The following is a 15,179-nucleotide window of genomic DNA, read 5'->3' on the forward strand; positions in this document are numbered from 1 at the left end:
GCGTGTGCCGTTGTGTCAGGACGGGAGCGTGATCGTGCCCGCGGCGCCGTTGACCGTGATCTCCTGGCCCGTGGTGATGCGGTGGGTGGCGTCGGCGACGCCGACGACGGCCGGGATGCCGTACTCCCTGGCCACCACCGCGCCGTGCGACATCGAGCCGCCCATCTCCATCACGAGCCCGCCCGCCGTCAGGAACAGCGGCGTCCAGCCGGGATCCGTCGAGGGGCAGACGAGGATCTCGCCCGGTTCCAGGTGCGCGCCCATCGGGTCCATCACCACCCTGGCCAGGCCGGTCACGGTGCCCGCCGACGCGGCCGTGCCGGTCAGCGCGCCGTCCGCGGCGGGCGTGGCCAGCGCCTCGGGCTCGGTGCCGTCGGAAAGGAGCATCCTGGGCACGTGCCTGCGGCGCGACTCACGTTCGTGCGCTTCGCGCCGCTCCGCCACCAGCCCGCGCAGGTCGCCGCCGCCCAGGGCGGCCCTGGCCTCTCTCAGGTCGAGGAAGAACACGTCACGCGCCGTGTCCAGCACGCCGAGGCCGACCAGGTGCTCCCCCACCTGGAGCAGGCTCCGCCGCACCCCGGCGAGCGACTTGACCACGTAGAACTTGGGCAGTTCCCGCAACCCCGCGTACATCCGTGTGCGCCCGAGCGCGAACCGCACCACGGCGGCCCGCCACCGGCCCTTGCGCCCGGCCTCGGCCGCCACGCGGGCGATCGCCGTCTCCGCCTTACGTGCGCCGTTGGCGAACAGCGCGGCGGGCGCGAGGCCGGCGTCGGCGTCCATGCGCAGGTAGTTGGCGATCACGCCGAGGATGTGGCCGGGCTCCTCCGACCAGCGGGGCACGCCCAGGTCGATCTCGGCGACGCCGCGATGTCCGTACGTGTCCAGAAATTTCGTGATCTCCCGCTGGGCGATGGGCGGGAGCGTCCCAGCGCGGTAGCGGCGCACCAGCTCGGCCACCGGTTCCTTCCGGAACGGCTCCGGCTCGACGCGGGTGGACAGGTCCCACAGCTCCAGGTCCATCTCCGTGGTGGGGTTGTGCGGCACGCTGCGCAAAACGTCCTGCATGTCGCCGAGCGGCACACCGGAGAGCCTGGACGACAGCGCGAACAGGCCGTAGCCCGTGATCACGATCGGCATGATCGAGACGATGAAGGGGAAGGCGTTCACGAGCACGCGCTGGGCGTGGTCCAGGCGCTGCTCCGGGGTGGCGTCCGCCGGCAGCCGGAGCCGCCGGTCGGTGACCTCGCCGACGCGGGCGGTGTACGCCAGGGCCTTGCGCGGCCTGGTCAGCGCGAGCAGCACCCGTGAGGGGGCGTGGATGCGGCCGGCGAAGCGGCGCAGGCCGCGGATCACGGGACGGCGGGAGGTGTACGCCAGCGACAGCCGGGGATCCGTCACCAGCTGATCGACGACCGGGCCCGTACGCGCCTCGCCGAGCTGCAGCATGCGCGGCATGATGACGCGGCCGGCCTTGCTGCGTACGGCGGTGGTGAGGTCCACCCACAACCGCTGCCCCGACTCGGTCATGAAGGCCGGGCCGTCGAGGGGGTCGGCGGGACCGTGGCCGAACATCCCGGCCCCTCCCGAGGCGACCGCCTTGAGCGCCGACGCCCCCATGGGGGTGAGCGGCCCCATGACGCCCTGGGCGACGTTGAAGGAGAAGTACGCTCGCAGGCCGGGCCTGGGGTCGTCCGGCAGCGGGTAGAGGGTGGTGATCGGGCGCGCCTGGGTGAGCCAGAGCCGGCCGTCGTGGTCGATGGCCCATTCGGTGTCCTGGGGGGTGCCGTAGTGGTCCTCGACGCGGGTGCCCAGCTCGGTCAGGGCGAGCACCTCTGCGTCGGTCAGGCAGAGCTCCTCGCCGGGCGCGTCGCCGGTGGCCTCGACACGTTCCGTGCCGCCACCGGGCAGCGCGCGGACCGCCAGCCGCTTGTCGCCCGCCCGGCGTTCGAGGATCTCACCCCCGTGGACGGTGAAGCGGTCGGGGTTCACGGCGCCGGAGACGACGGCCTCGCCGAGCCCTGGGGCCGCGTCGATGACGGCCTCGCGCCGGCGGCCCGTGACCGGGTTGGCGGTGAACATGACGCCCGACACCCGCGCGTCCACCATCGTCTGGACGACCACCGCGAGCCGTACGGCGGCGTGGTCGATGCCGTTCGACTCGCGGTAGGCGACGGCTCGGTCGGTCCAGAGCGAGGCCCAGCAGCGGCGTACGGCGTCGGCCACCGCGTCCGCTCCCACCACGTTGAGAAAGGTGTCCTGCTGCCCGGCGAAGCTGGCGAACGGCAGGTCCTCGGCGGTGGCGGAGGAGCGCACGGCCACCGGCACGTCGTCCCCGAGCGCGGTGTACGCCTTGACGATCGTCTCGTGCACGGTCGCCGGCACCGAGGCCTCCAGCAGGTGCCGCCTGGCGCGCTCGGCGAGCCCTTCGCCGCTCGTCTCCAGGCCAACGGCGACCTGACGGTACGCCTCCGTGGTCAGCACCCAGCCTGGGGGCACGGGCAGCCCCGCCCTGGTCAGCTCGCCCAGGTTGGCGGCCTTTCCGCCCACCTCGGCGAGCATCCCCGCGTCGATCTCGGAGAAATCCAGTGCCGTGTTCATCAGATGCACACCTGCCCTTCAGCGTCCTGACACGAGTGTCACGCTTTCCCGGCAAGAATTCAACACATGATGAAAGAAGTCACAGGGGCAGCGGCTCACCGTCCAGATCCCAGGCGGGATCGACGTTCGCCCCCACCAGGGCGAGCACCGTCGGAGCCACGTCGACCAGCCGGGGACCGCTCAGTCGACGTCCGCCCAGGTGCTCACCCAGCCGGCCGGCGATCACGAACACCCTGCGCTCCTCCTCCGAGTCTCCGCCGTGACCGCCCTCGTCCACGTGCCCGTGGTCGGTCGTGACGAGCACGGTCCAGCGCTCGTCCGCGTACGAGGGCCGGGCACGGACGGTGTCGAGCAGGCGCCCCAGGTAGGCGTCCTGGGTCTGGAGTGCGGCGGCGTACTCGGGGCAGTGCGGGCCGAGGTCGTGGGCCACGTCGTCGGTCTCGCCCAGGTAGACGAACACCGCGTCCGGGTCGCTCGTGGCCAGGTGCCGTACGGCCGCGGCGGCGACCTGCGTGTCGGCCTCGGCCCAGCCGATGGCGTAGCCGTCGCGCACGAACCGGTGGCCGGCCGCCGGGCCGAACGCGCCGTGCTCGGCGAGCGCCGCCCACGAGAAGAAGGCGGCAGTGGACAGCTCAGGGCGGACATTCTGCGCACGAGTCAGAAAATCCGGATATTTCTGGAACTGGGGCGCGGCGAAGCTGTTGTCTACGACGCCGTGTTTGTCGGGCCAGGCTCCGGTGGCGATGGACGACCAGCCGGGCCCCGAGTCCGTACGCGACCTGATCGTCCGGCCGCCGGTCGCCGGCTCAGGAGCCTTGGGCACGACCTCGCCCGCCGACTCCGTACGCGGCGTGCCGGCCTCACCATAGGGGAGCATGCTGGTGCCGTACGCACCGGAGGCCATCAGCTCCGCCAGCACCGGCGCGCCCACGGCCTGGAGCCGGTCGAAGCGCAGGCCGTCCATACCGACAACGAGGACTTTGTTCTTGGATGCGGACATCCCCCTATCTAAGCGGTGAAACGTCGCACCCAGTCGGCCGCTCCCGGCAGGATCTCCTCGACCGGAGCGACCTGGGGATACCACGTGCGCTCCCACTCCAGCGACACCCAGCCGCCGTAGCCGGCGTCGCGCAGCAGCCCGCCCGCCTCGTCGAGCGGCACGGACCCGGTCCACAGGGGCACCGGCGTGGTGTCGTGCGCCGACACGGCATCCTTGACCTGGACGTAGGCCAGGTGGGGCCCGAGCGCGGCGAGCGAGTCCGCCGGCGGCTCGCCGTTGCGCCAGGGGTGCAGCAGGTCCCACAGCGCGCCGGTGGTCTCGGGGCTGCCCGCCTCGGCGAGCAGGGCGGCCACGGCGGCGCCGGTGGCCATGGCGTCGTGCGTCTCGACGAGCACGCGGAGACCGAGGGCGCCCGCCGTACCGGAGACCGCCTTGAGCCTGCGGGCGCCGACGGCCGGATCGTCGCCGCGGGGGAAGACCCGCACGCCGGGAGCGCCCAGGTCGGCGGCGAGCCGCAGGTCGGCGAGGAGCACCTTGATGACGGGTTCGTCCGGCCCTGGCTCACAGATGCCGACATATCCGGCGAGGGCGGAGATCTCCAGGCCCGCCCGCTCCACCCGTTCCCGCACCGAGCGCCGCTCAGCGGCGTCCAGGCCGGAGTGCACGCCGGTGTCGGGGTGCAGGCGCAACTCCAGCCCCTGGCAGCCGCCTCCGGTCGCGATCTCGATCGCCCTGCCGAGCCCCTCGCCGGGCATGCCCAGCGTGCTGACCGCCAGTCTCACGTCATCCTCCGCACGCTCTCCCGCAGCACGACCTCGCCCGCGACCTGCTCGACCACGGCCGGATCTCCTTCGCCCAGCGCCAGCTCCAGCGCGCGGGCTCCCATGTCCTTCAACGGCAGGCGCACGGTCGTCAGCGCGGGCACGTGGTCACGCAAGGTGACGATGTCGTCGAACCCGGCCACCGAGACGTCATCGGGCACGCGTACGCCGCGTTCGCGGTAGGCCGCGAGCGCCCCGACCGCCATCACGTCGTTGACCGCGAACACGCAGGTCGCGTCGCCGGCCTGCGAGGCCGCGGCGTAGCCGCCGTCGCGGTCGAACGGCCCGTGGATCACCTGCGGCGCGGGCAGGCCCAGTTCCTCCAGCGCCTCGACGAACCCGGCGCAACGATCGGCCGCCGTCACCAGGTGCGGCGGCCCCGCCAGCACCGCGAAGCGGGTGTGCCCCAGGCCGGCCAGGGCCCGCGCCAGCTCGGCGGCGCCCTGCCGGTTGGCCGGCGCGACCGTGTCGACGCCGAGCAGGTCCTGGCCCACGCAGGCCGCCCGGCCGCCGCCGGCCTGGTATCGGGCCAGCTCGTCGCGCAGGCGCCCGGTGACGGCAGGATCGGCGACGCGTGAGCCGACGAGCAGCACTGCTCTGACGCGCTGGGCGTTGAGCGTCGCGACGTAGGCGATCTCCTGCTCGGGGTCGCGATGCGTGGTGCCCACCATGACGAGCAGGCCCTCGGTGGCCGCGGCCCGCATCGCCCCGTCGGCCAGGGCCGCGAAGTAGGGGTCGGTCAGGTCGTGGACGACGATGCCGATGACGTTGCTCGCGCCGCGGGCCAGCGTCTGGGCCGCGATGTTGGCGCGGTAGCCGAGCTCGTCGGCGGCCTGCTCGACGCGCGCCCGCAAAGCCGCGCCGACCTGGCGGGTGCTGCCGTTGAGCACGCGCGAGGCGGTCGCCAGTGAGACGCCCGCCTGCCTGGCGACGTCTTCAAGCGTGACCACGAGACCTCCTAGGAAAGCGGTTTCCAAGTCTGCCGGACCAGCACCTGGATCCGCATCCTACGGGTGGGCCGCGCTCGGCGGCCCACCCGGAGCGTGGTCTGTCCCGCGCCCAGGTCCTATGCCCAGGGGAACAGGATGTCGAGCAGGCCCTTGCCCTCCTCCTCGGTCGGCTCGGGGTCGGGCACCGGGGCCTGCGTCGTGGGCTGCGACGCGGGAGGCTGGTCCTGCGACTCCTGGCTGGTGTTCCGCGAATCCCGGTCCGGCTGCCTCTCGGTCGGAGTGTCGGTGTCCCGCATCTCATCCCGCGGGGCCAGGGTCGACCTGGGGCTGGCCTTGGTCGTCGGGTCGCCGATGTCGCGGGTGGGCGACGGCCGGCTCTGAGGCTCACGCGTCGCGCGGGTCTCCTCCTGCGGGCGGCTCTGCCGCGTCGGCTCCGTCTCGGTGGGCTCGTCCGTGGCCGTCTCGGTGGGCTCGGTCTCGGTGTCCTCCACCGGAGTCTCCTCCTCGGAGGGGACGGCCGAGTCGGACGGAGCGGTCACCTCACCGGCGCTGGCGCACCTGCCGCCGGCGCACGGGTCGTCGGAGGACGTACCGGTGAGCATCCAGCCCACGCCGACGCCGACCAGCACCACCGCGGCGGCCGCCACCAGCAGGACCCTGGTGCGGTGACGCACCTCGCCCTCGCCGCTGCCACCACCGGCGCCACCGCCTCCGCCGCGGGAGGAGCGCCCCCCGTCGCCGGAGTCGTCGGTCCAGCCGGAGCCGAGGAAGCCGCGCCTGGGCTTGTCGTCGTCCAGGTCGTCGGCCTCGTACCCCCGGTCGAGCGGGAGGTAGGGGGAGTCGTCGTCGGGATGGCGGGAGCCGCCGCGCTCGTCGAGCACCTCGTGCGGGCCGCTGTGCCCCCCGAAGTCGTGCGGACCACTCGGACCGCCGAAGTCGTGCCCGCCACTGGGCCCACCGAACTCGTGCGGGCCGCTCGGGCCACCGAACTCGTGCGGGCCGCTCGGGCCGCCGAACTCGTGCCCACCGGGACCGCTCAGCACGTCACGCTGGGAGTCGCTCCCGCCGCCCAGCACGTCATGGGGATCACTGCCGCCGCCCAGCACGTCACGCGAAGGGCTTCCCCCGTCGAGCACGTCATGTGAGCCGCCCGTCCCGCCGGCGTCGTACGCCGGGGACGTCCCGCTGAGCACGTCATGGTGACCGGGGTCGTCAAGGACGTCACGCCGCTCGATCAACTGGGGCTCGGCGCCCTTCTCCAGCGGGAGGATGTAGGTCTCGTTGCCGACCACCTGGATGGCGGGTTGTTCGTCGGTGTCCTCAGTGCTCCACCGCGGGGACAGCACATCACCCGTCATCTCCGGGTTTAACGACCTACCCTGCCCATCCTCGTATGGCCTGTCGTTCTCGTCGCGCGCCACGATGGAACCTCTCTAATACGAATACGACCCGCCCTTTCCTAGCAGACACGACCACCACTTGTCCGGAAATTTCACATGTTTCCCTAAAAACACGCTGTGTAACGTGCGTCCCTATCGTGGCACGTACGAGCGGACGAAGCCCCTCAGCAGCCGTGGTGGTGGGCGGCGCAGGCGGTCGACGACAGCGCTCCCCGGTGAGGCGGCGCAGGCCTGGACGGCACTGGACGGCGGCATCGAGGACTCCATCCAATGAGCGCGAATCACGGGCGTCGCTACGCCGGGTGACGCCATCATGACGGGCATGCTGTTGACCGAGATGGCGCCCCCTCCAGGCGCCGAGCAGGTGGCCGGGCTGCGGGCCCGCGCCAGGGCCGCCCGCCACCGCGCCTTCGTCGCGCTGTCCACCTCGATCGCGGTGCTGGCCACCGCCCAGTTGCTCGCCGACCGGGCTCCGACCAGGGAGCAGACGGTGCCGCTCGCGGTGCTGTCCCTGGTGGCACTGGTGGCGGCGCTGCCCACGATGGCCGTCACCCAGTACGCGTGGGGCGTCCGGGCCCGCCTGGTCCGGTGGCGCGAGCACGAGCTGTACGGCGCCGCGCACTCGGGCGGGACCCGGCCGTTCAGCCGGCTCGCCCTCGCCGCGGGCTGGGCGGTGACGCTGCTGCTCGGCGGCACCACGCCGGGCTTCTTCGACCAGGCCGCCCTGTACTCCGTCGCCGACGACCTGAGCTGGGCGGTCGAGGCGCTGGCGGTGACGAGCTGCGGGGCCGGGGTGTTGTTCCTGCTCTGGTGGGCCCGCGACGCGCTGTGGCTGCTGGCCCGCGCCCGGCGTTCGGGCGCCTCCCCGGGGGACCCGTGGGATCCGGGCCACGGCCCCCGCCCGCGCACGGGCACGCTGCGGACGGGCGCGCTCTGGGCGGGCGCGGCGGTGGCGGTGGCGGCCCTGCTCGCGGCCCGCGCCCATCTGTGGGAGCCGGCGACGGCGGCGATCTACGCGCTGCTGACCGCCGCTCTTGTGCTCGGAGTAGTTACCGACGAGTAGCATAGGCGCGGAACCCATCCAGCCAACGAGGAGCGAATCCGTGCCTTCCTCTCGTGACGTCGTGTTCGTCGACGGCGTGCGCACACCCTTCGGCCGGTCAGGGCCGAACGGGCTGTACGCGGAGACCCGCGCCGACGACCTGGTCGTCCGCGTCATCCGCGAGCTCATCAGGCGCAACCCCGGCCTGCCGCCCGAGCGCGTCGACGAGGTCGCCATCGCCGCGACCACGCAGATCGGCGACCAGGGCCTGACCATCGGCCGGTCGGCGGCGGTGCTGGCCGGGCTGCCGAAGAGCGTGCCCGGCTACGCCGTCGACCGCATGTGCGCGGGCGCCATGACCGCTGTCACCACGGTCGCGGGCGGCATCGCGTTCGGCGCGTACGACGTCGCCATCGCCGGCGGCGTCGAGCACATGGGCCGCCACCCCATGGGCGAGGGCGTCGACCCGAACCCGCGCTTCCTGTCGGAGAAGCTGGTCGACCCGAGCGCCCTGGTCATGGGCATGACGGCGGAGAACCTGCACGACCGCTACCCGTCGATCACCAAGGAGCGCGCCGACACGTACGCGGTGCTGTCGCAGGAGCGGGCGGCCAAGGCGTACGCCGACGGCAGAATCCAGCCCGACCTGGTGCCGGCCGCGATCAGGACGGCCGAGAAGGGCTGGGGCCTGGCCGTCGAGGACGAGGCGCCGAGGCCGGGCACCACCATGGAGGGCCTGAGCGCGCTCAAGACACCGTTCCGTCCGCACGGCAACGTCACGGCGGGCAACTCCTCCGGCATCAACGACGGCGCCACCGGCTGCGTCGTGGCGGCCGGGGAGGTCGCCGGCGAGCTGGGGCTGGCGCCGAAGATGCGGCTCGTGTCCTACGCGTTCGCGGGCGTCGACCCCGAGGTCATGGGCGTCGGGCCGATCCCGTCCACGGAGCGGGCGCTGCGCCTGGCCGGGCTGGACATCTCCGACATCGGGCTGTTCGAGATCAACGAGGCGTTCGCCGTGCAGGTGCTGGCGTTCCTCCAGCACTTCGGCATCGCCGACGACGACCCGCGCGTGAACCCCTACGGCGGCGCCATCGCCTACGGCCACCCGCTGGCCTCTTCGGGGGTCCGGCTGATGACGCAGCTCGCGCGGCAGTTCGGCGAGCGTCCCGGCGTGCGTTACGGCATCACCACGATGTGCGTCGGACTGGGCATGGGCGGCACTGTGATCTGGGAGAACCTGGCATGAGCGAGCTGGACAACTGGCGTGCGCTGCTGAGCGAGCGCGCCGCCGACGAGGTCGTCACCAAGGCGCTGGTACGCGACGTGCGCCTGCCCGGCGGCGCCGGCACGATGGCGCTGATCACCCTGGACAACGGCTTCGACCACACCAGACCGAACACGTTCGGCCCGCACGGCCTGTTCGCGCTGAACGGCGCCCTGTCGGAGATCGCCGAGCGCACCGACCTGGCCGCGGTGGGCGTGACGGGCAAACCGTTCGTCTTCGCCGTCGGCGCCGACCTCAAGGGAGCGGCGGCCCTGCGCACCCGTGAGGAGGCGCTGGCCGTCGCCCGGCTGGGCCACCACGTGTTCCGCCGGCTCGGCGAGCTGCCCATCCCGTCGTTCGCGTTCGTGAACGGCGCGGCCATGGGCGGCGGGCTCGAGGTCGCGCTGCACTGCACGTACCGGACGATCTCTTCCGGCGTGCCCGCGGTGGCGCTGCCCGAGTGTTTCCTCGGGCTGGTGCCCGGCTGGGGCGGCACGCAACTGCTGCCGCGCCTGATCGGCCCGGCGGACGCGATCAAGCTGATCATCGAGAACCCGCTGGCGCAGAACCGCATGACCAAGGGCAGGCAGGCGTACGAGCTGGGCGTCGCCGACGCCCTGTTCGAACCCGCCGACTTCCTGGAGGAGTCGCTGCGCTGGGCCGCCCAGGTGATCGGCGGCGAGGTGGTCGTGGAGCGGCCCGAGCACGACGGCTGGGACAAGGCGGTCGCCGACGCGCGGTTCCTGGTCGACATGAAGCTGCGCGGCGCGGCGCCCGCCCCCTACCGGGCGCTCGACCTGATCGCGCGGGCCCGCACCGCGACCCGCGACGAGGGGTTCGCCGCCGAGGACGAGGCGCTGGCCGACCTGCTGACGGGTGACGAGCTGCGGGCCGGGCTCTACGCGTTCGACCTGGTGCAGCGGCGCGCGAAGCAGCCGGCGGGCGCGCCCGACCCGGCGCTCGCCCGCAAGGTGGGCAAGGTCGGCATCGTCGGGGCTGGGCTGATGGCCTCGCAGATGGCGCTGCTGTTCGCCCGCCGGCTGGAGGTGCCGGTCGTGCTGACCGACGTCGACCAGGCGAGGATCGACAAGGGCGTGACGTACGTACGGGACGAGATCGGCAAGCTGCTGGCCAAGGGCCGCCTCTCGCGGGACCAGGCCAACCGGCTCACGTCGCTGGTGACCGGCTCGCCCTCCAAGGACGCCTTCGCCGACGCCGACTTCGTGATCGAGGCGGTCTTCGAGGACCTCGCGGTCAAGAAGCAGGTCCTCGCCGAGGTGGAGGCCGTCGTCGGCCCTTCCTGTGCGCTGGCCACGAACACCTCCTCGCTGTCGCTGACCGCGATGGGCGCCGAACTCGCTCGCCCCGAGCGGCTGGTCGGGTTCCACTTCTTCAACCCGGTCGCGGTGATGCCGCTGCTGGAGATCGTCGCAGGCGCCGCGACGGACGCCGCCACGCTGGCCACGGCGTTGGCGGTGGGCAGGACACTGAAGAAGTCGTCGGTGCTGGTCAAGGACGCCCCTGCATTCGTGGTCAACCGGCTGCTGACGCGCTTCATGGGCGAGGTCGTGGCGGCCGTGGACGAGGGCACGCCGCTGGAGACGGCCGAGCACGCGCTCGACGGGCTGGGCCTGCCGATGACGCCGTTCGCGCTGCTGCAGCTCGTCGGTCCGGCCGTCGGCCTGCACGTGGCGCGGACGCTCCACGAGGCCTTCCCCGAGAGGTTCGGCGTCTCGCGGAACCTGGCCGAGCTGGTCGCAGCCGGCAAGCCGGGCGTCTACCTGCCGGACCTGACGCTCGACGCGGAGGCGGTGGCGCTCTTCGCGGGCGGCGACCGGCCGTCCACCGCCGGGCAGGTGCGCGAGCGGGTGCTGGCGGCGCTGGCCGAGGAGATCCGGATCATGCTGGACGAGGGCGTCGTCGCGGCGGCGCAGGACATCGACCTGTGCATGATCCTCGGCGCCGGCTGGCCGTTCCATCTGGGCGGCATCACGCCGTATCTGGACAGGTCCGGTATCGCCCAGCCGCGCTTCCTTCCTCCGGGCGTGGCCTCGGTTCCCGCGTGATTTTACGGAGGCCCGCCCGGCGGGCCTCCCCACGCCGCACCCTCCTCCGTCGTAGCGTTTGGTGCCGTCCTACGAACGGAGAGTAACCATGATGAGAGCAGCCGGCACCATCGCGCTCTGCGGAGCCCTCCTGGCGGGCGCGTCGTCGCCCGCAGCGGCGGCGCGCGACCCCAAGGTGCAGCTCAAGATCGTCAACTCGGTCAAGGGCGGGGCCACGAAGACGGCCTGGCTCCGCTGCGCGCCCACCGGGGGCACCCATCCCGACGCGCGCACGGCCTGCCGCCAGCTGCGCCGGGTCGGAGGCGACCCGGCCAAGCTCAACGTCTCGCCCGGCACGGCCTGCACGAAGGAGTTCAGGCCGCACGTCATCGCGGTCGTCGGCCGGTGGTACGGCACGACGGTGAAGTGGGGGAAGGTCTTCCCCAACGGCTGCCAGGCCAAGGCCGCGACCGGAGCCGTCGCCGCGCTCTGACCCCGGCACGGGGGTGGTCCGCGCCCCACCCCCGGCGTTGCTCAGCGGTCGCTCTTCTGCCAGGGCATCGCCGTCCTGCTGTGCCAGTAGCCGTACGAGAAATAGAGCACGACACCGATGATCATCCAGATGACGAACCGCAGCCATGTCTGCGCCGGCAGGTTGAGCATCAGGTAGAGGCAGGCCAGCACGGACAGGATCGGCAGCACCGGCACCAGCGGTGCCCTGAACGCCCGCGGCAGGTCCGGCCTGGTGTGCCTGAGCACCACCACGCCGATCGAGACCACCACGAACGCGAAGAGCGTGCCGATGTTCACCAGCTCGGCCAGCTCTCCGAACGACACGAACCCGGCCAGCGCCATCGTGACCAGCCCGATGAGGACCGTGAGCCGGAACGGCGTGCCGAAACGCGGATTGACCCTGGCCATCGAGCGCGGCAGCAGCCCGTCGCGGCACATCGCGAAGAGCACCCGGGTCTGGCCCAGCAGCAGGACGAGCACCACCGTCGTCAGGCCGGCCAGCGCGCCCACGCTGATGATGCCGGCCAGCCACGGCTGGCCGACCGCGATGAAGGCGTCCGACAGCGGCGCCGACGTGCTCAGCTCGCTGTAGCGCTGCATGCCGACGACGACGATGGAGACGGCGACGTACAGGAGCGTGCAGATCCCCAGCGAGCCGAGGATGCCGCGCGGCACGTCGCGCTGCGGCCTCACGGTCTCCTCCGCGGCGGTGGCCACGATGTCGAAGCCGATGAACGCGAAGAACACGATGGCCGCGGCCGAGAAGATGCCGATCACGCCGAACGCGACCGGCGTGATGCCGAACAGCAGCTGGATCAGCGGTGCCTTCGTGCCTTCCACACGCGGCGTGGCCACCGCCTCGGGGATGAACGGCGTGTAGTTGGCGCCCTTGATGAAGAACAGCCCGGCCACGATGACGAGCAGCACCACGGCGACCTTCGTGATCACCAGGATGAGGTTGACGCGTGAGGACAGCTTGATGCCGACCGCCAGGACCGTCGTGAGGACGGCGACGATGACGACGGCGGGCAGGTTGACCACGGGATCGTCACCGGCGATCGTGGCGGGCAGCCCCAGGCCGGCGGAGGCCAGCATCGAGGCGAAATAGCCCGACCAGCCCACCGCCACCACGGCGGCGGCCAGCGCCAGCTCCAGGACCAGGTCCCAGCCGATCACCCACGCGGGGAACTCTCCCAGTGTGGCGAAGGAGAAGGTGTAGGCGGACCCCGCCACCGGGATCGTGGAGGCGAACTCGGCGTAGCACAGCGCCGCCAGGGCGCAGACGACGGCCGCGACGACGAAGGAGAGGGCCACCGCCGGGCCGGCCAGTTCCTTGGCAACCTGGCCGGTGAGCACGAAGATTCCTGTGCCGACGATCACGCCGATGCCGAAGACCGTCAGGTCCGTGGCCGTCAGGCGTTTGCGCAGCTGGTGTTCGGGGGCTTCGGTGTCGCTGATCGACTGCTCGACGCTCTTCGTGCGAAAGATGTCCACGATCAGCGATCCTTCCCACGCCCCCGGCCGTCATGCGCCGCCGGGGGCATGGTCGGGGGTGTTCAGTGGCGGGCGGGCTCCTCTGCCTGGGCGCGCCTGGCGACCGCCTCGGTGATCTGGCGAGCGAGGTCCTGGCCGGTCAGGCCGATGCGGCTGAGGATCGCGGCCCGCTTGGCGTGGTCGAGGAACTCCTGCGGGATGCCGAAGGTGCGGACGGGCACGTCGACGTCGGCGTCGCGCAGCAGGCGGGCCACGGCGTCGCCGACCGCGCCCACCCGGCCGTTGTCCTCGACGACGGCCACCAGCTTGTGCTGCTCGGCCGCCGGCGCGAGCGCCTCGTCGAGCGGCTTGACCCAGCGCGGGTCGACCACGGTGGTCGCGATGCCCTGGGCGTCGAGCAGGACCGCCGCCTCCATGCAGACCTGCGCCATCGGGCCCACGCCGACCAGCAGCACGTCGGGCTCGGGCTCCTGCCCGCCCTCCGCGTCGCCCTTCGGGGCACGCAGCACGTCCATCTCGCCCAGCCGGCCGACCGCGTCGAGCGTCGCGGCGATCGGGCCCTTCGGGAAGCGCAGCACGGTCGGGCCGTCGGAGACCTCCACGGCCTCGCGCAGCAGCTCGGTCAGCCGGTCGCCGTCGCGCGGCACCGCGACCCTGAGGCCGGGCACCACCTGGAGGATGGACAGATCCCACATGCCGTTGTGGCTGGCGCCGTCGTCGCCCGTGACGCCCGCCCGGTCGAGCACGACGGTGACCGGCAGCCGATGCAGGGCGACGTCCAGGAGGAGCTGGTCGAACGCGCGGTTGAGGAAGGTGGCGTAGAGGGCCACCACCGGGTGCAGGCCGCCGAGAGCGAGACCTGCGGCGCTGGTGAGCGCGTGCTGCTCGGCGATGCCGACGTCGTAGATGCGGTCGGGGTAGGCCTCGGCGAAGCTGTTGAGGCCCGTCGGGTGCAGCATGGCCGCGGTGATCGCGACCAGGTCGTCGCGCTCCTTGCCGAGCCGGACCAGCTCCTCGCTGAACACGTTGGTCCAGATGCGGCCCTTGGGCTTCTCCGCGCCGGTGGCCCGGTCGAAGGCGCCGGGCGAGTGGAACTGGTCCTCGTCGTGGTCCTCGGCGGGGGCGTAGCCGCGGCCCTTCTGGGTGAGCGCGTGCACGATGACGGGCCCCCGGAAGCCGCGGGCCTTGCGCAGCGCCGCCTCCATGGCCTGCTCGTCGTGGCCGTCGATGGGCCCGACGTATTTCAGGCCGAGGTCCTCGAACATCACCTGCGGCGCGATGACGTCCTTGACGCCCTTCTTGAAGCCGTGGAGCGCGTCGTAGAGGACCGGAACGTTGCCGATCTTGTCTTTCACGTATTCGAGCACGTCCTCGTAGTGGCGGTTGACCCGCAGCGAGGACAGGTGGGAGGCCAGGCCGCCGATGGTGGGCGAGTAGGAGCGGCCGTTGTCGTTGACCACGATGACGACCGGCAGGTCCTTGATGGCGGCGATGTTGTTGAGCGCCTCCCAGGCCATGCCGCCGGTCAGCGCGCCGTCACCGATCACGGCGACCACCGTGCGGTCGCGCTCGCCGCGCAGCTTGAACGCCTTGGCCAGGCCGTCGGCGTAGGACAGCGCGGTCGAGGCGTGGGAGTTCTCGACGAAGTCGTGCTCCGACTCGGCCCTGCTCGGGTAGCCCGACAGGCCGCCCTCCTGCTTCAGCGCGTCGAACCCGGACGCGCGGCCGGTGAGGAGCTTGTGCACGTACGCCTGGTGGCCGGTGTCCCAGACGACCGGGTCGGCCGGCGAGTCGAAGACCCGGTGCACGGCGATGGTCAGCTCGACCACGCCGAGGTTGGGGCCCAGGTGGCCGCCGTACTTCGCGCACGAGTCGACGAGCAGGTCACGGATCTCCCCCGCGAGCCGCGGCAACTCCTCCACAGTGAGCCGTTTGACGTCCTGCGGTCCCTTTACCGAGCCCAGCAACCCGCTCACGGATCCGACTCCCCTCTGCTCTTGTCCGCCGATTCCCCGAGTGTAGTTCGCGGACGCCTCACTGACTCCATCA

At 72.3% G+C, this 15,179-nt stretch carries 12 protein-coding genes; 5 read left to right on the forward strand and 7 right to left on the reverse strand.

Translation table 11 applies throughout. From position 1 onward, the window contains the following. Positions 1–15: 15 nt before the first annotated feature. The 5 genes from E1267_RS01115 to E1267_RS01135 form a co-directional block, all read right to left on the reverse strand. Positions 16–2,601 (reverse strand): PEP/pyruvate-binding domain-containing protein, encoded by a 2,586-nt coding sequence (locus E1267_RS01115; protein WP_132328702.1) that lies wholly within the window; start codon positions 2,599–2,601, stop codon positions 16–18. Positions 2,602–2,680: 79 nt separating this feature from the next. Next, positions 2,681–3,601, reverse strand: a complete 921-nt coding sequence (locus E1267_RS01120; RefSeq protein WP_132328704.1) for an alkaline phosphatase family protein — start codon at positions 3,599–3,601, stop codon at positions 2,681–2,683. 8 nt (positions 3,602–3,609) lie between these two features. Beyond that, positions 3,610–4,383 (reverse strand): sugar phosphate isomerase/epimerase family protein, encoded by a 774-nt coding sequence (locus E1267_RS01125; protein WP_132328706.1) that lies wholly within the window; start codon positions 4,381–4,383, stop codon positions 3,610–3,612. After that, the gene (locus E1267_RS01130; protein WP_132328708.1) at positions 4,380–5,372 is read right to left on the reverse strand and encodes a LacI family DNA-binding transcriptional regulator; all 993 of its coding nucleotides are present in this window, start codon (positions 5,370–5,372) and stop codon (positions 4,380–4,382) included. Before E1267_RS01130 ends, E1267_RS01125 begins: the two co-directional genes overlap by 4 nt. A 116-nt stretch (positions 5,373–5,488) precedes the next feature. Then, positions 5,489–6,730 carry a hypothetical protein gene (locus tag E1267_RS01135; protein ID WP_132328710.1) on the reverse strand — a complete coding sequence of 414 codons (1,242 nt, stop codon included), beginning with the start codon at positions 6,728–6,730 and terminating at the stop codon, positions 5,489–5,491. A 166-nt stretch (positions 6,731–6,896) separates the two neighbouring features. Between E1267_RS01135 and E1267_RS43985 the strand changes: the two genes are divergently transcribed. The 5 genes from E1267_RS43985 (at position 6,897) to E1267_RS01155 (ending at position 11,616) form a co-directional block, all read left to right on the forward strand. Further along, the gene (locus E1267_RS43985; RefSeq protein ID WP_165959410.1) at positions 6,897–7,046 is read left to right on the forward strand and encodes a hypothetical protein; all 150 of its coding nucleotides are present in this window, start codon (positions 6,897–6,899) and stop codon (positions 7,044–7,046) included. A 48-nt stretch (positions 7,047–7,094) separates the two neighbouring features. Continuing rightward, positions 7,095–7,835, forward strand: a complete 741-nt coding sequence (locus E1267_RS01140) for a hypothetical protein (protein WP_132328712.1) — start codon at positions 7,095–7,097, stop codon at positions 7,833–7,835. A gap of 61 nt (positions 7,836–7,896) precedes the next feature. Further along, complete coding sequence (locus E1267_RS01145; RefSeq protein WP_220449294.1) at positions 7,897–9,060, forward strand: thiolase family protein; 1,164 nt, start codon at positions 7,897–7,899, stop codon at positions 9,058–9,060. Next, positions 9,057–11,144, forward strand: a complete 2,088-nt coding sequence (locus E1267_RS01150) for a 3-hydroxyacyl-CoA dehydrogenase NAD-binding domain-containing protein (RefSeq protein WP_132328716.1) — start codon at positions 9,057–9,059, stop codon at positions 11,142–11,144. The genes E1267_RS01145 and E1267_RS01150 overlap by 4 nt, the downstream gene beginning before the upstream one ends. 88 nt (positions 11,145–11,232) lie before the next feature. Further along, positions 11,233–11,616: an SSI family serine proteinase inhibitor gene (locus E1267_RS01155; RefSeq protein WP_132328718.1), complete on the forward strand. Its 384-nt coding sequence runs from the start codon at positions 11,233–11,235 to the stop codon at positions 11,614–11,616. 41 nt (positions 11,617–11,657) lie between these two features. On the opposite strand, the gene E1267_RS01160 is transcribed toward E1267_RS01155, so the two are convergent. After that, positions 11,658–13,130 (reverse strand): amino acid permease, encoded by a 1,473-nt coding sequence (locus E1267_RS01160; protein WP_132328720.1) that lies wholly within the window; start codon positions 13,128–13,130, stop codon positions 11,658–11,660. Between the two features lie 62 nt (positions 13,131–13,192). Beyond that, complete coding sequence (gene dxs / locus E1267_RS01165; protein WP_425465057.1) at positions 13,193–15,106, reverse strand: 1-deoxy-D-xylulose-5-phosphate synthase; 1,914 nt, start codon at positions 15,104–15,106, stop codon at positions 13,193–13,195. Positions 15,107–15,179 lie beyond the last annotated feature (73 nt).

This window comes from Nonomuraea longispora (genome assembly GCF_004348345.1).
GTDB lineage: Bacteria > Actinomycetota > Actinomycetes > Streptosporangiales > Streptosporangiaceae > Nonomuraea > Nonomuraea longispora.